The following is a 20,722-nucleotide window of genomic DNA, read 5'->3' on the forward strand; positions in this document are numbered from 1 at the left end:
CCCGCCTTAACTTGCAGCCGACTCTTCAGAAGCCGCTTGCTCGCCCTTCGCAGCCTTTTCCTTCTTAGGCAGAGGCGTGATGTCGAGCTGCACTTCGTCTTTGTCGTCAATATCCACGCTCAGGCGACCACCGTCAATGAGGCGGCCGAACAGCAACTCGTCGGCCAAGGCACGACGGATCGTGTCTTGAATGAGGCGTTGCATGGGGCGCGCACCCATGAGCGGGTCGAAGCCTTTCTTGGCCAAATGCTTGCGCAATGCGTCGCTGAAGGTGACGTCGACTTTCTTTTCAGCCAACTGGCCTTCGAGTTGCAGCAAGAACTTGTCGACCACACGCATGATGATGTTTTCGTCCAACGCCTTGAAGCCCACGATGGCATCCAAACGGTTGCGGAACTCTGGCGTGAACAAGCGCTTGATGTCGCCCATTTCATCGCCCGCCGCGCGCGGGTTGGTAAAGCCAATGGTGGCCTTGTTCATGGTCTCAGCGCCAGCATTCGTCGTCATGATGAGAATGACGTTGCGGAAGTCAGCTTTGCGGCCGTTGTTGTCGGTCAGCGTGCCGTGGTCCATCACCTGCAACAGCACGTTGAAGATGTCGGGGTGGGCTTTTTCGATTTCGTCGAGCAACAGCACGCAATGCGGCTTCTTAGTCACGGCCTCGGTCAGCAAGCCACCTTGGTCGAAGCCCACATAGCCGGGAGGCGCGCCAATCAGGCGGCTCACAGCATGGCGCTCCATGTACTCGGACATGTCAAATCGAACCAGGTCAATGCCCATGATGTAGGCCAACTGCTTGGCCGCTTCGGTCTTGCCCACGCCGGTAGGGCCGCTGAACAAGAACGCACCAATTGGCTTGTCGCCCTTGCCCAAGCCCGAACGTGCCATCTTCACCGAAGACGCCAACACTTCGAGAGCTTTGTCTTGACCGAACACCACGCTCTTCAAATCACGTTCCAGCGTTTGCAGCTTGCTGCGGTCGTCGTTGGACACGTTGGCGGGGGGGATGCGCGCAATCTTGGCCACGATCTCTTCAATCTCGGCCTTGCCAATGGTTTTCTTGCGCTTGGACGGCACCATGATGCGTTGTGCCGCACCGGCTTCGTCAATCACGTCAATCGCCTTATCGGGCAAATGGCGGTCGTTGATGTACTTGGCGCTCAACTCAGCAGCCGCTTGCAACGCAGCCACGGCGTACTTGACGTTGTGGTGCTCTTCAAAGCGCGATTTCAGACCTTTGAGGATGTCCACCGTCTCTTGAACTGTCGGTTCGACCACATCCACTTTTTGGAAACGACGGCTCAAGGCGGCGTCTTTTTCGAAAATGCCACGGTATTCCGTGAAAGTCGTGGCGCCAATGCACTTGAGCTGACCGCTCGACAACGCGGGCTTCAACAAATTGGACGCATCCAACGTACCGCCCGAAGCTGCACCCGCACCAATCAGCGTGTGAATTTCGTCGATGAACAAAATCGCGTTGGGTTTGCTTTGCAGGTTCTTGATCACGCCCTTCAAGCGCTGCTCAAAGTCGCCGCGGTACTTGGTACCGGCCAACAAAGCACCCATGTCCAGCGAATAGACCACGGCTTCAGCCAAGATCTCGGGGACGTCTTTCTGCGTGATGCGCCATGCCAAACCCTCAGCAATCGCGGTTTTACCCACACCGGCTTCGCCCACCAACAGCGGGTTGTTTTTGCGGCGACGACACAAAATTTGAATCGTGCGTTCTACCTCGTACTCACGACCAATCAGCGGGTCAATCTTGCCGTCTTTGGCCATTTGGTTCAGGTTCTGGGTGAACTGCTCCAAGGGTGAGGCTTTTTCGTTCTTTTCAGATGAGCCGCCTTCTTCCTGCTCGGCAGGGCTAGGTTCCGCGCCTTTCACGGCTTCAGGTGGGTCGCTCTTTTTGATGCCGTGGGCAATGAAGTTCACCACGTCCAAACGGGTCACGCCTTGTTGGTGGAGGTAGTACACCGCGTGCGAGTCTTTTTCGCCAAAGATCGCGACCAGCACGTTGGCGCCAGTCACTTCTTTTTTGCCATTGCCTGTGGACTGCACATGCATGATGGCGCGCTGGATCACGCGCTGAAAACCCAAGGTGGGCTGTGTGTCTACTTCTTCGGTGCCAGACACCTGAGGCGTGTTGTCAGCGATGAAGTTGGACAAAGACTTGCGTAAGTCGTCGATGTTGGCCGAACAAGCGCGCAACACTTCAGCAGCGCTGGGGTTGTCGAGCAAGGCGAGCAGCAGATGCTCAACGGTGATGAATTCGTGACGTTGCTGACGAGCCTCGACAAAGGCCATGTGCAAGCTGACTTCTAGTTCCTGGGCGATCATGTGTTTTTCCTTCTTGCTTGCAACTGAGATTCAACTGTATATGGAAACGAAACCCGTTTATTCAATGGGTTTGTTTGTTTGGCAGAAAAGATACATATTGTTTGGCTAAAACCTACTCAATGGGCTCAGCCACAGACTGCAACGGATGGCCAGCCTTGCGGGCGGCATCCATGACTTGGTCGACCTTGGTGGCAGCCACATCTTTGCTGTACACGCCGCACACGCCTTTGCCGTCTAAATGAATTTTCAGCATGATTTGCGTGGCGGCCTCACGGTCTTTGCTGAAAAACTCTTGCAGCACCATCACGACAAACTCCATAGGCGTGAAGTCGTCGTTGAGCATGAGCACCTGAAACATCTGCGGCGGCTTGGTGCGCAGCGTTTTTCGTTCTAAAACGACCGAGTTGCCATCGTCACGGTCGGGAATCTGGACATTGGGGTTGGGTTTTTGAGTGGCCATTTTTTGATTCTATCGGGCCAGCCAAGCAAAGGTTTAGCTTTGGTTAGCCCTTTGCTTAAAAACAAAAACCAGAGTTGCCAGTTACATACTATCGATCACCACCTGCCCAAAACCCGAGCAACTGACTTGCGTGGCGCCGTCCATCAAGCGGGCAAAATCGTAGGTCACACGGTGGCTGGCAATGGCGGCTTCCATCGACGAGATGATCAGATCAGCCGCCTCGGTCCAGCCCATATGGCGCAGCATCATCTCTGCTGACAAGATCATGGAGCCTGGGTTGACGTAGTCTTTGCCAGCGTATTTGGGCGCGGTGCCGTGGGTGGCTTCGAAGCAAGCCACGCTGTCGGACAGGTTGGCGCCGGGGGCGATGCCAATGCCGCCGACCTGCGCGGCCACGGCGTCAGAGATGTAGTCGCCGTTCAAGTTGAGGGTGGCCAGAACTGAGTACTCGGCAGGACGCATCAAGACTTGCTGCAAGAAGGCGTCAGCAATGACGTCTTTGATGATGATTTGCTGGCCCGTTTTGGGGTTTTTGAACTTGCACCAAGGCCCGCCGTCGATGAGGGTGGCGCCAAACTCTTTTTGCGCCAAGGCCATGGCCCAATCACGGAAACCACCTTCGGTGAATTTCATGATGTTGCCCTTGTGCACGATGGTGACGCTGGGTTTGTCATGGTCGATGGCGTACTGAATGGCTTTGCGAATCAAGCGCTCGGTGCCCTCAATGGACACGGGTTTGATGCCGATGGCCGAGGTGTTGGGGAAACGGATGGTGGTGGCGCCCATGTCGTTGACCAAGAAGCCGATGAGCTTTTTGGCTTCGTCGCTTTGGGCGGCGAACTCAATGCCGGCGTAGATGTCTTCCGAGTTCTCTCGGAAGATGACCATGTTGGTTTTTTCGGGCTCTTTCAAGGGCGAAGGCACGCCTTTGAAGTACTGCACAGGGCGTAAGCACACGTAGAGGTCGAGCTCTTGGCGCAGAGCCACGTTGAGGGAACGAATGCCGCCGCCCACAGGCGTGTTGAGCGGACCTTTGATGGACACCACGTAGTCGCGCAAAACGTCGACGGTTTCTTGGGGCAGCCACACGTCGGGGCCGTAGATTTGGGTGGATTTTTCGCCTGCAAAGACTTCCATCCACTGAATTTGGCGCTCACCGCCGTAGGCTTTGGCGATGGCAGCGTCGACCACTTTGCGCATGACGGGGGTCACGTCTTGGCCAACGCCATCGCCTTGAATGAAAGGCACGATGGGCTGATGGGGCACGTTCAGCGACATGTCGGCGTTGACGGTGATTTTTTGACCTTGGGTCGGCACCTGAATGTGCTGGTAAGACATGCGAGAAGCTCCGATGAGATTTAGTTATGTCAGATAATTTTAGGTGCAGGCTAACTCGCACTGAGACGCGCAGCCCAGCGGTCGGCAGAAGAAAAATACGTCCTCAAGCCTCAGCTATATTTGTTAGCTATGAAACGACTTTTTCTCACTTTGCTGATGGCGTTGAGCGCCGCAACAGCCAACGCCCAAGACACGCCCCAAACCAACCTGCCCCGCATCAAGCTGCAAGCAGGCATGCACCAAATGGATGTGCAAGTAGCGCAAACGCCTGATCAACGCAGCATTGGCTTGATGTTTCGCGCAGAAATGCCTACGCACGAAGGCATGCTGTTTGTGTTCGAACAACCCAGCGTGCAATGTTTTTGGATGAAAAACACCCTGCTGCCCCTGACCGCCGCTTTTGTGGCCGACGACGGCACCATCGTGAACTTGGCGGATATGAAGCCCCAAACCACCGATTCACATTGCTCGACCAAGCCCGTGCGCTTTGTGCTGGAGATGAACCAAGGCTGGTTTGCAAAAAAAGGGCTGAAGGCGGGCAGCCGATTGGCTGGGGTGGCGTTTAAGCCTTAAAGAAAAAAAGCCCGCACGCCAAGGCGTGCAGGCTTTTGAAGAAATTAGCGCGCTTTAAGCGAAGTTGGCTTCAGCGAACGACCAGTTCACCAAGTTGCTGAGGAATGTCTCAACGAACTTGGGGCGCATGTTGCGGTAGTCGATGTAGTAAGCGTGTTCCCACACGTCCACGGTCAACAAGGCTGTGTCGCCTGTTGTCAAAGGTGTACCAGCGGCGCCCATGTTGACGATGTCAACGGTGCCGTCGGCCTTTTTGACCAACCAAGTCCAGCCCGAACCGAAGTTGCCGACGGCGCTCTTGACGAAGGCTTCTTTGAAGGCTGCGTAGCTGCCGAATTTGGCGTTGATGGCGTCAGCCAAGGCACCTGTGGGCTCGCCACCGCCTTGTGGCTTCATGCAATTCCAGAAAAAGGTGTGGTTCCAGATTTGGGCAGAGTTGTTGTACACGCCGCCGCTGGACTTCTTGATGATCTCTTCGAGCGACATGGCTTCGAATTCGGTGCCTTTTTGCAGGTTGTTCAGGTTGACCACGTAAGCGTTGTGGTGCTTGCCGTGGTGAAACTCCAAGGTTTCTTGCGAGTAGTGGGGGGCCAATGCGTCGATGGCGTAAGGCAGTGCGGGGAGTGTGTGTTCCATGGAGTCCTCTGAGTAAAAAATCTGAACAAGAAAGCTGAATTGTAAAAACTAAATGCGACTGGGTGCAGCAACCCGCAAATCAACCACGCCATCGGCGAGGGTGGCCTGTAATGCTTGGCCCTCTTGGGTTTGGTCCACCGAGGTGATGGCCTGGCCTTGCGCGTCATTGAGCCACGCAAAACCGCGTTGCAAGACCAACTTTGGATCGAGCAAATCGAGTCTCAATGCGGCGCGTTGCAAGCGCTCGCGGGCCTTGGCAGGGGTCTGTTGCACGCCACGGGTCAAGCGGGCTGCGAAGTTGCTGACGTCGTTGTGGCCACGTTGGGTCCGGGTTTGCACGGCACTGTGCAGGCGCTGCTGCAGGCGCAACAGTTGCATTTTTTCGGTGGTGATGCCCTGTGACGGGCGACCCAAGCGGGCCTGAGCTCGGTCAAGGCGCTGCTCTTGGGTGTCTAAGTAGCGGTGGGTGAAGCCCTCAAGGGCAGCGTGCCATTGGCCGAGGTTGGCCAGCAAATCGGCCTGCGGCAAGGCGCACATTTCTGCGGCAGCCGTGGGCGTTGGGGCGCGCAGATCGGCACAAAAATCGGCAATGGTGAAGTCGGTCTCGTGGCCCACGCCACAAATGATGGGCACGGGGCTGTTGACGATGGTGCGGGCCAGGGTTTCGTCGTTGAAGGCCCAGAGGTCTTCCATCGAGCCTCCGCCGCGCACGAGCAAGATGACGTCCATCTCGGGCTGCTGACTGAGTTGCTGCAAAGCTTTAACCAAGCCCGGCGCGGCGTCAGGCCCTTGCACGGGTGAGGCGGCCAAGACGACAGGAATGTGCGGAACACGGCGTTGCAACGCGGTCGACACGTCGTGCAGTGCCGCCGCGCCCAAAGACGTGACGATGCCAATGCGACGCGGCATGGTGCGAATGGGGCGTTTGCGGTCGGGGTCAAACAAACCTTCGGCATCAAGTTTGGCTTTAAGTTGCAAGAACTGCTCAAACCAAGCGCCCTGCCCCGCACGGCGCAAGCTTTCGACGATCAGTTGCAGCTCGCCTCGTGGCTCATACACACCCAAGCGACCGCGCAACTCGACCAGTTCACCATCAACGGGGCGAAAGTCGAGCAATTGGGCAGCGCGTTTGAACATGGCGCAGCGCAGTTGCCCGCCCGCGTCCTTGATGGTGAAGTAGCAATGACCGCTGGCGGCACGCGTGAAGCCCGTGATCTCGCCGCGCACGGCGACGGGGTTGAAGCGCGCCTCCAAAGCATCAGCAACGGCGCGGCACAGCGCCCCAACTGCCCAGATTCGGGGCGTCAAACTGGGCGATTCGGTGAGGGGCATGCGACAGTCATCCACAAATTTGAAAAGCGGTCAATGCGTAAATACGAAAATTGCAAGATTGTCGATTTCTCATAGCAAGTGATTGATTTTATTAGGTTTTTTACTGCTGAAAATTCAGTCAATCTGTCAAAAACACGTATTCATGCGGGTTTGGACGGGTCTCAGACCAACTTACCCACAAAGTTATCCACAGAAAATGTGAATCTTCACTCAGCGATAATCCGACTGCGTTTTAAAGAGGGAGTAAGCGTTTGTTTTCAATCATACAAGCGGCAGGTTGGCCGATTTGGCCGTTGCTGGGCTGTTCTGTGGTGGCGTTGGCGGTGATCATTGAACGCTTGCTGAGTCTGCGCATCCACTTGGTCGCGCCAGTGGGCTTGTTGAACGAGGCCATTCAAGCGTCCCAACAGAGCTTGCCCACACAAGACGTGGTGATGAAATTCAGCGCACACTCCGTTTTGGGGGGTGTTTTGGCCAGCGGTTGGCAGACCTTGCAGGCTGAGCCCCGCATCAGCGACGACGATTTGCGCGCGAGCATGGAAGCTGCAGGCCGTCAAGCCGCTCACACCCTAGACAAACACTTGGGCGCACTGGCCACCATTGCGTCGGCCGCACCCCTGTTGGGTTTGTTGGGCACCGTGGTGGGCATGATCGAGATTTTTGGCGCGCAATCAGCCCAAGGCGCTGCCGCCAACCCCGTGCAGTTGGCGCACGGCATTTCCATCGCGCTGTACAACACGGCGTTTGGCTTGATCGTGGCCATCCCTGCCCTGATGTTTTGGCGCTACCTCCGCGCCCGCGTCGATGCCTATGTGCTGGGCTTGGAGTTGGATGCAGACCGTTTTCTGCGTCATTTGCTGATTTTGCGCAGCAAACTGCGTTGAGCCGCTCGTCATGAAGTTTCAACGTGCACCTAGCCCTGAGCCGGAAATCAACCTGATCCCGTTCATTGACGTGTTGTTGGTGGTGTTGATCTTTTTGATGCTTTCCACCACCTACAGCAAGTTCACCGAAATTCAAATGAATTTGCCAATCGCTGACACCGCCCAAAAGCAGCAACACCCCCGCGAGCTCAAAGTGTCCGTCACCCGTGATGGGCGGTTCAGTGTGAACCGCCAAGCCCTGAATGGCCGCGATGTACCCGCCCTGTCACGCGCCATGGTGAGCGCGTCGCAAGGCGTGGAGAACCCCATGGTGGTGATCAGCGCCGATGCGCAAGCCCCCCACCAATCCGTGATGATGGTGATGGAAGCGGCCAGGCGCAGCAACTTGAACCAACTCACGTTTGCGGCCCAATCGTCGTCGGCCAAAGCCGACTGAGCCCTGCCAAGCGCGCAGGCCTTTGCCATGACAAACCTTTTGCCTTGGGCCACATGATGAACAGCTTGCGCCGTGCACTCATGCAAGCTTGGGTCGGTCAACGTGCGCAAGACCGTGGGCTGGCGATGGCACTTTGGCCCATCAGTGCGGTTTTTGGCGCATTGGTTTGGCTCAGGCGAGCGCTCTACAGGCTGGGGGGGTTCAAACAACATGTTTTGCCTGTGCCGGTGCTGGTGGTGGGCAATGTGCTGGTCGGTGGCGTGGGCAAAACCCCCATCGTCATGGCGCTGGTGCAGCACCTGACGCACCAAGGCTGGCGCGTGGGCGTGCTGTCTCGCGGTTACGGACGCTTGCCCAACTCAGACAAAAAACAGCCCGACATTCGCCCCGTGCTGCCAGACAGCGCCGCGCAAGACGTGGGTGATGAGCCCTTGCTGATAGCCCGCAACTGCCAAGTGCCGGTTTGGGTGGGCTCGAACCGCGCGGCAGCGGGCTTGGCGTTACTGAAACAACATCCGGACGTGGACGTATTGGTCTGCGACGACGGCTTGCAGCACTGGCTGCTGGCGCGCGACTTGGAACTGTGCGTGTTTGACGAACGCGGCGTTGGCAACGGTTGTTTGTTACCTGCCGGACCCTTGCGCGAGCCTTGGCCACGCAGCGCTTGGCGGCACCCCGTCACAAGACGTGATGTGCCAATGTGGGTGGTGCAAACCTCAGGGCAAACGCCACCAGGCGCTTTTACCGTGCGCCGTGAATTGGCCACGTTTGCACGACAAGCCGACGGCACCCAACGCAGTTTGCAAAGCTGGGTCAACACCCCTGTGCAAGCGCTGGCGGGCATTGCCAAACCCGAGGTGTTTTTTGACATGCTGCGCGCCCAAGGGCTGCAGCTGGCGCACACCCAAGCCCTGCCCGACCACGCCGATGTGCGCGGCCTCACCCTCAACCTAGCTTGGGGCGATGTGCTGTGTACCGAAAAAGATGCCGTCAAACTCTGGGCCCAACACCCGCAAGCTTGGGCGGTACCGCTTTTGACCGAATTACCCAGCGCCCTGTTGCAGGCCATTGACACAGCACTTCCATCCACGAAGAACCCAAAGTTATCATCACCCCATGGACACTAAATTGCTTGAACTCTTGGTCTGCCCTGTCACCAAAGGCCCGCTCGAATTTGACCGCGAGCGTCAAGAACTGATCTCGCGCAGCGCGCGTTTGGCTTACCCCGTGCGCGACGGCATTCCGGTCTTGCTGGAAAACGAGGCGCGCACGCTGACGGACGAAGAATTGGGGCTTTGATGTCGTTTTGTGTCTTGATTCCGGCCCGCATGGCCTCCTCGCGCTTGCCTGACAAACCCTTGGCCGATTTAGGCGGTGTGCCCATGGTGGTGCGCGTGGCGCAACGTGCGCTGCTGTCTAGCGCCTCGCGGGTGGTGGTGGCTGCAGACGATGCGCGCATCGTGCAGGCCTGCCAAGCCCATCAGATCGAAGCCGTGCTGACCCGCACCGACCATCCCTCGGGCAGCGACCGTTTGGCCGAAGCCTGCGACTTGCTGGGCCTGAACGACACCGACGTGGTGGTGAACGTGCAAGGCGATGAGCCCTTGATCGACCCCGATTCCATTGACGCCGCCGCCCAGCTGCTGCAAGAACGCGACGACTGCAGCATGAGCACGCTGGCCCACGCCATCGATAACGTGGCCGACTTTGCCAACCCCAACGTGGTGAAAGTGGTGCTCGACGCCCGCAACACCGCGCTGTATTTCAGCCGTGCTCCGATTGCTTGGTGGCGCGATGGCGGCATCACGGCTCTGCCGGACCCCGCCCCACTGCGTCATGTGGGTTTGTACGGCTACCGCGTGGGGTTTTTGCGTGAATTCCCCAAGTTGGCGATTTCGCCGCTGGAAGTGACCGAATCGCTGGAGCAATTGCGCGCCATGTGGCACGGGCATCGCATTGCGGTGCACATCAGCCCACATTCGCCAGGTCCCGGCGTCGACACGCCCGAAGACTTGACACGGGTTCGCGCCCACTTTGAAGCGCAGGCGTAAGCATTCTGGGGGGTACGCATGCTATCCTTGACTTCAAAATATCAACACTAATTCATCATTAGGACACAAAGCATGAGACTGATTCTGTTGGGTGCACCAGGTGCCGGTAAGGGTACTCAGGCCACTTTCATTTGCCAAAAGTATGGCATTCCCCAGATTTCTACAGGTGACATGCTTCGTGCAGCCGTCAAAGCTGGCACCCCTTTGGGCATCGAAGCCAAAAAAGTGATGGATGCGGGTGGTTTGGTCAGCGATGACCTGATCATCAACTTGGTGAAAGAACGCATCACACAAGCCGATTGCGCACAAGGCTTTTTGTTCGACGGTTTCCCCCGCACCATTCCTCAAGCCGATGCCATGAAAGCAGCCGGCGTGAAACTGGACTTCGTGCTTGAAATCGACGTGCCTTTCGATGCCATCATCGAACGCATGAGCGGTCGCCGTGCCCACGTGGCCAGCGGTCGCACTTACCACGTTAAATTCAACCCACCCAAAGTCGAAGGCGTGGACGATGTGACCGGTGAAGCTCTGGTGCAACGGGCCGACGACCAAGAAGAAACCGTCAAAAAACGCCTGCAGGTCTACAGCGACCAAACCCGCCCCTTGGTGGACTATTACTCGAACTGGGCCAAGGCTGACGCCACCGCGGCCCCCCAGTACCGCGCCATCAGCGGCACAGGCAGCGTGGAAGAGATCACCACACGGGCGTTTGCAGCTCTGGCTAACTGATTCTTTTCAGTTTTTCAAACTACAAAGCCCCGCAATGCGGGGCTTTGTGGTTTTTGGATCAACATGCGCTTTCTTTGAAAGCCTTACTCGGCGGACTTAGCCCATCAAATCCAGCATCAAACTGACCCGCGCCTTGAACGCATTCAAGCCACGCGGCGCAGTTGGCAATTCAGAGACCGCCCCCACGATTTGCCCTTCGGCGCAGCGGGTGGTCAAGCGCACGGCCACACCTTGATCTTGCGCTTGGGTCAGCGCTGCCAACAAGCTGTGATGCACGGTGCCGTTGCCCGTGCCAGCTAACACAATGCCTTGCACGCCAGCCGCCATCAAAGCATGCACTTGGCGGGCATCAGGATTCGCGTGGTTGTGCAACACGGCCACCCAAGGCCATTGGGCGACAGGACGCTCGAGCACCTGGTGGGCGTTGGCATGCTTCAAAGGCCAACTACCAGGATCGGCCCAGCGCACGCGCCCCTGCTCGACCCAACCACGCGGGCCTGCGTCGCCAGAGCTGAAAGCATCAAGTCGGTAGGTATGAACCTTTTGAACATCGCGCGCGCTGTGAATCCGACCTGCGCAAACAGCCATCACACCGTGCACCATGACATCGCGCGCTACAGCGATGGCATCCCATAAGTTTTGTGGGCCATCAGGCATCAGCGCTGTAGCTGGGCGCATGGCACAGGTGAGCACCACTGGCTTGGTCGGACCCAACACCATTTGTAAAAACCACGCGGTTTCTTCTAACGTATCGGTGCCGTGGGTGATGACGATGCCGCCCACATCGGGCTGAGACAGCCAGTACGCACAACGCTGGGCGAGTGTCTGCCACGTGGCGTGGTCCATGTCTTTGCTGTCGAGCTGGACGACTTGCTCGCACACCAAAACGTCACCTTGCAGGGCGTCATTCAACGTGGGAATGGCGTCGAGCAAATGCTGTACGCCCAGCTGCGCAGCGGTATAACCGGTGTGGTCACTGCCGTTGGCCGCTGTGCCGGCGATGGTGCCGCCTGTGGCTAAAACCACAACTTTTTGACTTTTTTTTCCATTCATGTGGTGCAGAACTCAAAAACTGGTTAAAAATACAGGTACTGGATGCCCAAACAGCTTAACCAGTCCACCCCCATTGTGCAGGAGTCGCAACGATGATCGAGATGCCAAAACTTACGCCCCGCCAGCAGCAAATTCTGGAGCTGATTCAATCGGCCATCGCCAACACCGGCTCACCCCCTACCCGTGCAGAAATTGCCAATGAGCTGGGTTTTAAATCCGCCAACGCGGCTGAAGAGCATTTGCAAGCCTTGGCCCGCAAAGGCGCAATCGAATTGGTCAGCGGCACTTCACGCGGCATTCGCCTCAAAGGCAACAACCTGCGCGCCATGCAAGACAACATGGCCAACACGATCAACCAAACCATTTCTGGATTTTCGCTGCCCTTGGTGGGGCGCGTGGCCGCTGGCTCGCCCATCTTGGCCCAAGAGCATGTGGACCAGACCTATTACGTGGAGAGCAGCTTGTTCCAGCGCAAGCCCGATTACTTGTTGCGCGTGCGGGGCATGTCTATGCGTGACGCCGGCATCATGGACGGCGACTTGCTCGCTGTGCAATCGACCCGCGATGCCAAAAACGGCCAAATCGTGGTGGCCCGCTTGGGCGATGACGTGACCGTCAAGCGCTACCGCCGCACCCCAGACCGCATTGAGTTATTGCCAGAAAACCCCGACTTCAAGACCATCGTGGTCGAACCCGGTGAGCCCTTTGAAATCGAAGGCCTCGCTGTGGGCCTGATTCGCAGCACCATGTTGATGTAAAGAAAGTACGACCATGAGCCTCGCAATTTTTGGCGCTTACCGCCTCCTGAATCCGCTGCAAAACGTTGTCCGTGGCTTTTTGCCCGCCCAAGCTTTACAGAGCACCGCCACTCGCCACTTACCTTTGCGTGTGGCTCGCGTGGTCGATGCCCAACAAAATCGCCACAGTGCAGGTCGTATGGTGATTTCAGGCCGCATGGCCGATGTGTGCGCCGAACTCGACCGTTTGGCCGAATTGGAAAGCCGCCACTGAATCAGTGGCGGGTGGCTAAGCCCTTAAGCGTTGGAGCCCAGCAAAAAGTCACCCTTGCCCACGTCGACCCCGTTGTGTCGCAAGATCACGTAGGCCGTGGTGACGTGAAAGAACACGTTCGGGATGGCCCAGTGTTTGAGGTAATCCTCGCCCAGCATGGTGCGCGTTTTGTCTTTGCCCATGGGGAAGGTGATGCTCTTGGCTTCAGTGCCATCCAAAGCCGAAGCGGGCACTGTTTGCAACCATTCCAAGGTTTTTTGAATTCGGCCGATCAAATCAGCCAGCGTGGTTTCGGTGTCGTCAAACTTGGGAGCCTCTAGCCCAGCCAGTCGCGCGACGCAGAGTTTGGCCGCATCGCACGCAATCAACACTTGGCGCGTGAACGGCAGCATGTCGGGTGCCAAACGGTATTGCGCCAACACCAAAGAATCAAACTTTTTAGCATCCGCATGGGCTTGGCCCTTGGCCAACAAGTGGCTGAGGTTGGTCAGCGCGGTTTGAAAGACAGGCAAGCTTGCCGACGACATCGAGATGGTCATAAATTACTCCGGAATCAAAAATCCCAAGATAGGGACAAGGCACAATTGGGGGATGAACATTGTCATCCTAGACGACTACCAAGATGTCGTACGCAAGCTGCCTTGCGCCTCCAAATTAGAAGCTTACCCAGCCAAGGTTTACACCAACACCATCAAAGGTGTGGGCCAACTGTCTGTGCGTCTCAAAGACGCCGAAATTTTGGTGCTGATTCGCGAACGCACGCAGATCACACGCCAGCTGATCGAAAAGCTGCCCAAACTCAAAATGATTTCGCAAACCGGCAAAGTCAGTGGTCACATCGACATGGCCGCTTGCACCGAACGCGGCATTGTGGTCGCCGAGGGCACGGGCTCACCCACGGCGCCCGCTGAGTTGACGTGGGCGCTGATCATGGCGGCCATGCGACGCATTCCGCAATACATCACGCATTTGAAACACGGCGCTTGGCAACAAGCGGGTCTGAAAGCGGGCTCCATGCCCAACAACTTTGGTTTGGGTCAAGTCTTGCGCGGCAAGACCTTAGGCATTTGGGGTTACGGCAAGATTGGTCAATTGCTCGCCGGCTATGGCAAGGCTTTTGGCATGCGCGTTTTGCTGTGGGGCAGCGAAGCCTCTCGCGAATTGGGCGCCAAAGACGGCTTGAACATTGCCGAGTCACGCGAAGCCTTCTTTGAGGAAGCCGACATCCTCAGCCTGCATTTGCGCTTAACGGACACCACGCGTGGCATCGTCACCTTGGCCGATTTGACGCGCATGAAACCCACCTCGTTGCTGGTGAACACCTCGCGCGCTGAGTTGATTGAGCCCGACGCTTTGTTGGCTGGCCTCAACCGTGGCCGCCCCGGCATGGCCGCCATTGACGTGTTTGAAAGCGAACCCATTTTGCAGGGCCACGCGCTCTTGCGTTTGGAAAATTGCATTTGCACGCCACACATTGGCTACGTCGAGCAAGACAGCTACGAGTTGTACTTTGGCACCGCGTTTGACAACGTGGTGAACTTCATCAAAGGCACCCCCACCAACATCGTGAATCCTGGCGCGCTTCAGGTTCGTCGGTAAACATCACCCATGAAAGTTTGTTGATGCACCGCGCCTCGCCCGCTGTGCTGTGGTGTTTCCTGTTCGGCAACTTTGTCATCGGCTTCGGCGTGTTGATGGTGCCGGGCTCACTCAACGACATCAGCCACGACCTTCAAGTGTCGGTGGCACAAGCCGGCTTTTTGATCACGGCGGGTTCGGTGCTGATGTGTTTGAGCGCCCCCATTTTTGCCACCGTTTTGGCCAAACACGACCGTCGTAAGCTGTTGACATGGGTCATGCTGTGGTACGGCGCCACGCACGCACTGACCTTGGTGATGCCCGGGTTCAACGAAATTCTTTGGGTACGCGTGCTGGCCATGGTCGCCCCTGCCATCTTCACACCGCAAGCTGCAGCCTGCATTGGGCAATTGACAGCGCCTGAACGACGTGGACGTGCCATCACCTTTGTCTTTTTAGGTTGGTCGGTTGCGTCGGTGGTAGGCATGCCGATTGCCGCCTGGATGGGCGAGGTTTACGGTTGGCGCACGGTGTTTGGCACACTGTCCGTGTTGTCGCTGATCAGCGCGGCTTGGGTGTGGTGCGTGTTACCCAACGGGCTTCAGCCGCCCGTGATGTCGTTGGCTGCGTGGCGACAAACTCTCAGCTCGAAACCCTTGATGTACACCGTGTTGGTGACCGTCATCAGCGCCTCTGGCCAGTTTGTGCTGACGGCCTACTTTGCACCCTACTTCAAACAAACTTTGAACACGTCACCTACAGACTTGAGTCTGTTATTTGGTTGGTTCGGCGCCTGCGGTCTTGTGGGCAACATGCTGTTGTCGCGCAAGGTGGACCGCGTGGGTGCGGCCAAAGCCGTGAACTTCTGCTTGCTGCTGATGTCGTTCAGCTTGTTGCTGTGGCCACTGGGGCACAACTTATGGCTGGCCGCCTTGATCTTGACACCTTGGGGGTTGGGCATGTTTGCCGCCAACTCGGCACAGCAAGCGCGGCTGATTCAAATCTCGCCCGAACTCGCGTCAGGCTCTGTGGCTTTGAACACCTCTGCCATTTACCTTGGCCAAGCCATTGGCTCAGCGGGCGGTGCATGGCTCATCACCCACGACGGCATGGCCGAACTGCATTGGTTTGGTTGGATCGGCGTGTTGCTCGCCTTGGTTGTGAGCCTGCTGGCGGCGCGCGCCACACGCAGAGCCCATCGCGCTCGCGTGACTTAGGGCTTCAACGCAAAGGGATCGTGTTTAGCCCTGCTTGCATACGGCGCTGCTTGCGCCTGTGCGTTGAGCCGCTTGGTGATTAACCACCCGACGACAACTTCGCGTAACGCGCTGCCATCAAGGCCGTGCCTTCTTTGCGGTCAGCATTGACTTTTTGCACCGAGGCACGTTCGGCCATTTGCTTGCCGTACTCTTTGACGGGCAAGCCCGCCAACAAATCTTCGCCCAACACCAATTTGCTGGCTAGGCTAGCCAAAGGCAAATGCACGATCGCAGAGCAATCGGCCAACGTGAAGGTGTCACCCGCAACATAAGGCGAAAACTTGGCCAACTTGGTGAAGCCCTCCACGCCCTTAGCAAGTTGCTTGCGCACACGCTCTTGAGTGCCTTCGCTCACCTTGCCGCCAAAAAAGGCTTGTGGGTACAACTCACGGGCAACCAGCTCAATGTGCAGCTCTAGGTATGTGATCAGCTCACGCACCTTGGCTGCGGCCATTGGATCGGCAGGCAACAAAGCATGCTGGGGGTAAGCCTGCTCGATGTATTCGGCACAAACAGCCGATTCGGTGATGCATCCTTGAGGCGTGTCTAAAAAAGGCACTTTGCCCATGGGAGAACGCAACAAGGTGGCCGGATCGATAGGATTCACCCAGACCAAGTCTTCTTCGAACGCAACACCCTTCTCCAGCAATTGAATTTTGAGCTTGTTGTAATAGTTGCTGACCGAAAAGCCGCAGAGTTTGAGAGTCATGAAAGCGCTCCAAAATGAATAAGTTCAAATTATTCTTGCACAGCATCCAAGGGGAAACGCTTAGCCTTAACCCTCGGTGTGTCGCGCAGGCGCAGCTCAAAAAACGCTCGTCGCTCAGTCATAATATTTGGATGAATTCCATTTATAAAACCGTAGGGGTTGTGGGTGCTGGCGCCATGGGCCGAGGCATTGCACAAATCGCTGCCCAAGCAGGCAGCACCGTCAAATTATTCGACACACAAGCCGCCGCCGTGACCCACGCCACACAAGCCATGGGCGCACAGTGGGACAAACTGGCCGAGAAAAACCGCATCACACCCGAACAAGCGGCGCTCTACAAATCACAACTGCAAGGCGCCTCCGCTTTGAGCGATTTGGCCGATTGCGACCTGGTGGTGGAAGCCATTGTGGAGCGCTTGGACATCAAAAAATCGTTCTTTGCCGAACTCGAAGCCTTGGTGCAACCCACCGCCGTGCTGGTAACCAACACCTCTTCGCTGTCCGTCACAGCCATCGCAGCAGCACTTAAGCGGCCTGAGCAATTTGCGGGCTACCACTTCTTCAACCCCGTGCCACTCATGAAAGTGGTCGAGGTGATTGCCGGCCTCAAAACCAAACCCAGCATTTGCCAAGACTTGGCCGCTTATGCCAAACAAATGGGCCACACCCCCGTGCAAGCCCAAGACACACCAGGCTTCATCGTCAACCACGCAGGACGTGGCTATGGCACCGAGGCACTTCGCATCGTGTCGGAAAACATTGCTGACTTCGCCACGATTGACCGCATTTTGAAAGACCAAGTGGGCTTCAAATTAGGCCCCTTCGAGTTGATGGATTTGACTGCACTTGATGTGTCGCATCCGGTGATGGAGTCCATCTACCAACAGTATTACGAGGAACCACGTTACCGCCCCAGCGTCATCACTGCTCAGCGTTTAGCAGGTGGAGTGGTGGGTAAAAAAGTCGGCGAAGGCTTTTACAAATACATAGCCGGTGTGGCACAAATTGCGCCTGAGCCTGCCGTGCCTGTGGTGGCTGACATGCCACCGGTTTGGTTGTCTAGCCGTGCTGCGCGTCGCTCTGAGTTGCTTCAATTGCTGAAAGACTTGGGCGCCAAGATCGAAACCGGTGCCTCGCCTTCGGCGCAAGCACTGTCCATCGTGGCGCCGTTGGGTTTTGATGTGACCACCGTCGCCATCATTGAGCGCCTTGATCCTTCTCGCACTGTCGGCATCGACCTGCTGATCGATGACAAACTCACCAAGCGCCGCGTGCTCGCCACCAACCCCGCCACACGCAGTGACATGCGCGATGCGGCACACGCCCTCTTTGCCCGCGATGGCAAAGCGGTCAGCGTGATTCGCGACAGCGGTGGTTTTGTCACGCAACGGGTGGTGGCAAACATCGTCAACATTGCCTGTGACATTTGCCAGCAAGGCATTTGCAGCCCACAAGATTTAGAGACGGCTGTCACCCTCGGCTTGGGTTACCCCATGGGTCCTTTGATGATGGGTGACAAGTTTGGCCCGACCGAGATTTTGGAAGTGCTGTTCAACGTGCAAACCGTTTACGGCGACCCACGTTATCGCCCCAGCCCATGGCTGCGCCGCCGTGGCGCGATTGGCCTGAGCCTGACCCACGTTGAGTCTTAAATGACAGCCCAACTCAAAAGTACCAGCCATGGTCAAACCCTGATCTTGACGCTGTCCGACCCCGCCATGCGCAACGCGCTCGGCCCCGACATGTATGCCGCAGGCATTGAAGCGCTGAACGTGGCGGAGACCAACTCCGAAATTCGCAGCGTCATCATCACCGGCGAAGGCAGCCACTTTTGTGCAGGCGGCAATTTGCAGCGCTTGCAAGGCAACCGTGACAAACCGCGCGAGGCGCAAGCCCAAAGCATCGAAGGCTTGCACAGTTGGATGGAAGCCATCCGCACCTGCCCCAAGCCCGTGATTGCCGCGGTCGAAGGTGCGGCCGCAGGCGCAGGCTTTTCACTGGCTTTGATGTGCGACATGATCGTGGCAGCACGCGACAGTATCTTTGTGATGGCCTATAGCAGCATCGCGCTCTCGCCAGATGGCGGCGGCAGTTGGAGCTTGAGCCAAAGCCTGCCGCGTCAACTGGCCTCCGAGTTGTTGCTGTTGGGTGAACGCATCGGTGCTGAGCGCTTACAAGCGCTGGGTTTGGTCAACCGCATCAGCGAACCTGGCCACGCTTTGACAGACGCCTTGCAGTTGGCCGATCGCATCAACGCACGCGCGCCCAACGCCATGAGCAGCATCAAAGAATTGATCAACGATGCGGGCACACACAACCTCACCACGCACTTGGCGCAAGAGCGCGATTTCTTCGTGAACAACTTGCACCACCCGAACGCAGGCATCGGCATCGCTGCATTTCTTAACAAAGAAAAACCGGTCTACAAATAAACGCAAGCACCGCCGCACGCGCGACAGCATGCGGGTCACACGGGCGACTAATTCTCACTTTCAGGTCACACAAAAGACAGGCTATGGACGATCCAATTCTTAACATCGAAGAACGCGAGGCCATCAACTCAGGTCGATGGTTTTCATCTCTCTCACCTTCACTACGACACGACATTCTTCGATGCGCTTATGTCAAACGATGCAAAGACGGCGACTTGATCGCGGCGCGCGGCGACGCGCCCGAGGAGTGGATGGCGTGCGCCAAAGGCGCGGTGCGCGTGAGCTCGACATCGCTGTCGGGCAAACAAATCACCTTCACGTATGTGGAGCCTGGCATTTGGTTTGGCGACGTGGCGATCTTGGACGGGGATCGACGCACACACGATACGTACGCGCACGGCGACACCACGATTCTTTGTGTGGCCAAAGCAGACTTTCAAAAAATCCTCACGCAGCACGTGGAATTTTACGAAGCCATGCTGCGCTTGCAAGCACGTCGCATTCGTCAGTTGTTTGGTTTGGTGGAAGACCTCAACACCCTGCCCTTGCGTTCACGCTTGGCCAAGCAACTGCTGCATTTGGCACGCAGCTACGGGGTGCAGAGTTTGACGCACGGCGAAGAGATTCGCATTGGTTTGCATTTGGCGCAAGAAGAATTGGCGCAGCTTTTGGGGGCCTCACGCCAACGCGTGAACCAAGAGCTCAAAGCCATGGAGCGCGAGGAAGCTATTCGCATCGAGCCAGGTGGCTTGGTGATTCGCAACCGAGAGGCCTTGCTGCACATCAGCGAAGCCGATCACTGACAGGAGCCCACGCATGAGCCGGGACGATAACTTTGTTGGAACCCGGCCCGTGAGTGAGGCGCACAGCGTCGACACTGCGGTGCTCGATGACTGGTTGTGTGCAAACATGCCAGGCTTCAAGGGTCCCTTGACGCTTGAAATGTTCAAAGGCGGGCAATCTAACCCCACCTACAAATTGGTGACGCCCACCAAGAGTTATGTGATGCGTGCCAAGCCAGGCCCCGTCGCTAAATTGCTGCCCTCGGCCCATGCCGTCGAACGAGAGTTCGCTGTGATGAAGGGCTTGTACGGCACCGATGTTCCCGTGGCACAAATGCATGTGTTGTGCGAAGACGAATCGGTCATTGGCCGCGCCTTTTACGTGATGGAGTTTGTCGAAGGCCGTGTCATGTGGGAGCAGTCGCTGCCCAGCATGAACAACGCTGAGCGTGCGGCCACTTACGACGAAATGAACCGCGTCATTGCAGCCTTGCACACGGTGCCTTTTGCCGACCGTGGCCTCGCCAATTACGGCAAGGCCGGCAACTACTTCGAGCGACAAATTGGTCGCTGGAGCAAACAGTACGTCGCCTCCGTCACGCAGCCCATCCCTGAAATGGACCACTTGATGGCATGGCTGCCCGCGAACATGCCTGCCAGTGCCCTCGATGCCAGCAAGATCAGCATCGTGCATGGCGACTACCGCCTCGACAACTTGATGTTCCACCCCACGGAGCCACGTGTGTTGGCCGTGCTGGATTGGGAGCTCTCCACCATTGGGCACCCACTGGCTGACTTCAGTTACCACTGCATGGCGTGGCACATTCCACCGGGCACGTTCCGTGGTTTGGGCGGTGTGGACGTGGCGTCTCTGGGCATTCCCACAGAGTCCGAATACATCCACCGCTATTGCGACCGCACGGGCTTGGCCACTCCGAACGACCTCAAGGCCGACTGGAATTTTTATTTGGCCTACAACATGTTCCGCATCGCGGCCATCTTGCAGGGTATCGCCAAACGTGTGGAGGCTGGAACGGCTTCGAGCGCGCAGGCCAAAGCATCAGGCGCAGGTGCGCGCCCCATGGCCGAATTGGCTTGGAAATTTGCACAACTCGCCTAACT

The 20,722-nt window shown here is 57.2% G+C and carries 23 protein-coding genes; 15 read left to right on the top strand and 8 right to left on the bottom strand.

Translation table 11 applies throughout. The features are described from left to right. Nucleotides 1–6: 6 nt before the first annotated feature. The 3 genes from clpA to icd form a co-directional block, all read right to left on the bottom strand. Complete coding sequence (clpA, locus tag B9Z42_RS09640; protein ID WP_100133167.1) at nucleotides 7–2,337, bottom strand: ATP-dependent Clp protease ATP-binding subunit ClpA; 2,331 nt, start codon at nucleotides 2,335–2,337, stop codon at nucleotides 7–9. Nucleotides 2,338–2,449: 112 nt separating this feature from the next. After that, nucleotides 2,450–2,797 (bottom strand): ATP-dependent Clp protease adapter ClpS, encoded by a 348-nt coding sequence (clpS, locus tag B9Z42_RS09645; RefSeq protein WP_100133168.1) that lies wholly within the window; start codon nucleotides 2,795–2,797, stop codon nucleotides 2,450–2,452. An 81-nt stretch (nucleotides 2,798–2,878) separates the two neighbouring features. Next, a complete protein-coding gene (icd, locus tag B9Z42_RS09650) occupies nucleotides 2,879–4,135 on the bottom strand; it encodes an NADP-dependent isocitrate dehydrogenase (protein ID WP_100133169.1) in 1,257 nt (418 codons plus the stop codon). 129 nt (nucleotides 4,136–4,264) lie between these two features. Between icd and B9Z42_RS09655 the strand changes: the two genes are divergently transcribed. Next, a complete protein-coding gene (locus B9Z42_RS09655; protein WP_100133170.1) occupies nucleotides 4,265–4,708 on the top strand; it encodes a DUF192 domain-containing protein in 444 nt (147 codons plus the stop codon). 54 nt (nucleotides 4,709–4,762) lie between these two features. Here the strand turns inward: B9Z42_RS09655 and B9Z42_RS16445 are convergent, their stop codons facing one another. Next, on the bottom strand, nucleotides 4,763–5,344 hold the full coding sequence (locus B9Z42_RS16445; RefSeq protein WP_233203594.1) for a superoxide dismutase: 582 nt from the start codon (nucleotides 5,342–5,344) through the stop codon (nucleotides 4,763–4,765). 48 nt (nucleotides 5,345–5,392) lie between these two features. Beyond that, the gene (gene xseA / locus B9Z42_RS09660) at nucleotides 5,393–6,676 is read right to left on the bottom strand and encodes an exodeoxyribonuclease VII large subunit (protein WP_233203595.1); all 1,284 of its coding nucleotides are present in this window, start codon (nucleotides 6,674–6,676) and stop codon (nucleotides 5,393–5,395) included. A 251-nt stretch (nucleotides 6,677–6,927) separates the two neighbouring features. Here xseA and B9Z42_RS09665 point away from each other — a divergent pair, with 251 nt between their 5' ends. The 6 genes from B9Z42_RS09665 to adk all read left to right on the top strand — a co-directional run bounded on the left by B9Z42_RS09665 (nucleotide 6,928) and on the right by adk (nucleotide 10,776). Beyond that, on the top strand, nucleotides 6,928–7,560 hold the full coding sequence (locus B9Z42_RS09665; RefSeq protein WP_100133171.1) for a MotA/TolQ/ExbB proton channel family protein: 633 nt from the start codon (nucleotides 6,928–6,930) through the stop codon (nucleotides 7,558–7,560). Between the two features lie 10 nt (nucleotides 7,561–7,570). Beyond that, entirely contained in the window at nucleotides 7,571–7,996 is a 426-nt protein-coding gene (locus tag B9Z42_RS09670; RefSeq protein ID WP_100133172.1) for a biopolymer transporter ExbD, read from the top strand. A gap of 53 nt (nucleotides 7,997–8,049) precedes the next feature. Further along, nucleotides 8,050–9,123 (top strand): tetraacyldisaccharide 4'-kinase, encoded by a 1,074-nt coding sequence (lpxK, locus tag B9Z42_RS09675; protein WP_233203596.1) that lies wholly within the window; start codon nucleotides 8,050–8,052, stop codon nucleotides 9,121–9,123. Next, nucleotides 9,113–9,295 (top strand): Trm112 family protein, encoded by a 183-nt coding sequence (locus B9Z42_RS09680; RefSeq protein ID WP_100133173.1) that lies wholly within the window; start codon nucleotides 9,113–9,115, stop codon nucleotides 9,293–9,295. Before lpxK ends, B9Z42_RS09680 begins: the two co-directional genes overlap by 11 nt. Next, nucleotides 9,295–10,047, top strand: a complete 753-nt coding sequence (gene kdsB, locus B9Z42_RS09685; protein ID WP_100133174.1) for a 3-deoxy-manno-octulosonate cytidylyltransferase — start codon at nucleotides 9,295–9,297, stop codon at nucleotides 10,045–10,047. The genes B9Z42_RS09680 and kdsB overlap by 1 nt, the downstream gene beginning before the upstream one ends. 72 nt (nucleotides 10,048–10,119) lie before the next feature. Next, nucleotides 10,120–10,776: an adenylate kinase gene (gene adk, locus B9Z42_RS09690; protein WP_100133175.1), complete on the top strand. Its 657-nt coding sequence runs from the start codon at nucleotides 10,120–10,122 to the stop codon at nucleotides 10,774–10,776. A gap of 96 nt (nucleotides 10,777–10,872) precedes the next feature. Here adk and B9Z42_RS09695 read toward each other — a convergent pair whose 3' ends face one another. Continuing rightward, a complete protein-coding gene (locus tag B9Z42_RS09695) occupies nucleotides 10,873–11,829 on the bottom strand; it encodes an asparaginase (protein WP_100133176.1) in 957 nt (318 codons plus the stop codon). Between the two features lie 92 nt (nucleotides 11,830–11,921). On the opposite strand from B9Z42_RS09695, the gene lexA reads away from it, so the two are divergent. Both lexA and B9Z42_RS09705 read left to right on the top strand, forming a co-directional pair. After that, on the top strand, nucleotides 11,922–12,587 hold the full coding sequence (gene lexA, locus B9Z42_RS09700; RefSeq protein ID WP_100133177.1) for a transcriptional repressor LexA: 666 nt from the start codon (nucleotides 11,922–11,924) through the stop codon (nucleotides 12,585–12,587). A gap of 13 nt (nucleotides 12,588–12,600) precedes the next feature. Next, nucleotides 12,601–12,840: a hypothetical protein gene (locus tag B9Z42_RS09705; protein ID WP_100133178.1), complete on the top strand. Its 240-nt coding sequence runs from the start codon at nucleotides 12,601–12,603 to the stop codon at nucleotides 12,838–12,840. Nucleotides 12,841–12,863: 23 nt separating this feature from the next. Here the strand turns inward: B9Z42_RS09705 and B9Z42_RS09710 are convergent, their stop codons facing one another. Then, on the bottom strand, nucleotides 12,864–13,379 hold the full coding sequence (locus B9Z42_RS09710; RefSeq protein WP_100133179.1) for a DUF1993 family protein: 516 nt from the start codon (nucleotides 13,377–13,379) through the stop codon (nucleotides 12,864–12,866). A gap of 52 nt (nucleotides 13,380–13,431) precedes the next feature. On the opposite strand from B9Z42_RS09710, the gene B9Z42_RS09715 reads away from it, so the two are divergent. Both B9Z42_RS09715 and B9Z42_RS09720 read left to right on the top strand, forming a co-directional pair. Continuing rightward, nucleotides 13,432–14,439, top strand: coding sequence for a D-2-hydroxyacid dehydrogenase family protein (locus tag B9Z42_RS09715; RefSeq protein WP_100133180.1), 1,008 nt, complete (start codon nucleotides 13,432–13,434; stop codon nucleotides 14,437–14,439). A 23-nt stretch (nucleotides 14,440–14,462) separates the two neighbouring features. Then, nucleotides 14,463–15,635 carry an MFS transporter gene (locus B9Z42_RS09720; protein ID WP_199172017.1) on the top strand — a complete coding sequence of 391 codons (1,173 nt, stop codon included), beginning with the start codon at nucleotides 14,463–14,465 and terminating at the stop codon, nucleotides 15,633–15,635. Between the two features lie 79 nt (nucleotides 15,636–15,714). Here B9Z42_RS09720 and B9Z42_RS09725 read toward each other — a convergent pair whose 3' ends face one another. Next, complete coding sequence (locus B9Z42_RS09725) at nucleotides 15,715–16,386, bottom strand: glutathione S-transferase (protein WP_100133181.1); 672 nt, start codon at nucleotides 16,384–16,386, stop codon at nucleotides 15,715–15,717. Between the two features lie 131 nt (nucleotides 16,387–16,517). Here B9Z42_RS09725 and B9Z42_RS09730 point away from each other — a divergent pair, with 131 nt between their 5' ends. The 4 genes from B9Z42_RS09730 (at nucleotide 16,518) to B9Z42_RS09745 (ending at nucleotide 20,720) form a co-directional block, all read left to right on the top strand. Further along, on the top strand, nucleotides 16,518–18,038 hold the full coding sequence (locus tag B9Z42_RS09730; RefSeq protein ID WP_100133182.1) for a 3-hydroxyacyl-CoA dehydrogenase: 1,521 nt from the start codon (nucleotides 16,518–16,520) through the stop codon (nucleotides 18,036–18,038). Then, complete coding sequence (locus B9Z42_RS09735) at nucleotides 18,039–18,818, top strand: oxepin-CoA hydrolase, alternative type (RefSeq protein ID WP_100133183.1); 780 nt, start codon at nucleotides 18,039–18,041, stop codon at nucleotides 18,816–18,818. An 83-nt stretch (nucleotides 18,819–18,901) separates the two neighbouring features. After that, the gene (locus tag B9Z42_RS09740) at nucleotides 18,902–19,621 is read left to right on the top strand and encodes a Crp/Fnr family transcriptional regulator (RefSeq protein ID WP_100133184.1); all 720 of its coding nucleotides are present in this window, start codon (nucleotides 18,902–18,904) and stop codon (nucleotides 19,619–19,621) included. Nucleotides 19,622–19,634: 13 nt separating this feature from the next. Then, complete coding sequence (locus B9Z42_RS09745; RefSeq protein WP_100133185.1) at nucleotides 19,635–20,720, top strand: phosphotransferase; 1,086 nt, start codon at nucleotides 19,635–19,637, stop codon at nucleotides 20,718–20,720. Nucleotides 20,721–20,722: the final 2 nt, after the last annotated feature.

It is taken from the genome of Limnohabitans sp. B9-3, from assembly GCF_002778325.1.
Lineage (GTDB): Bacteria > Pseudomonadota > Gammaproteobacteria > Burkholderiales > Burkholderiaceae_C > Limnohabitans > Limnohabitans kasalickyi.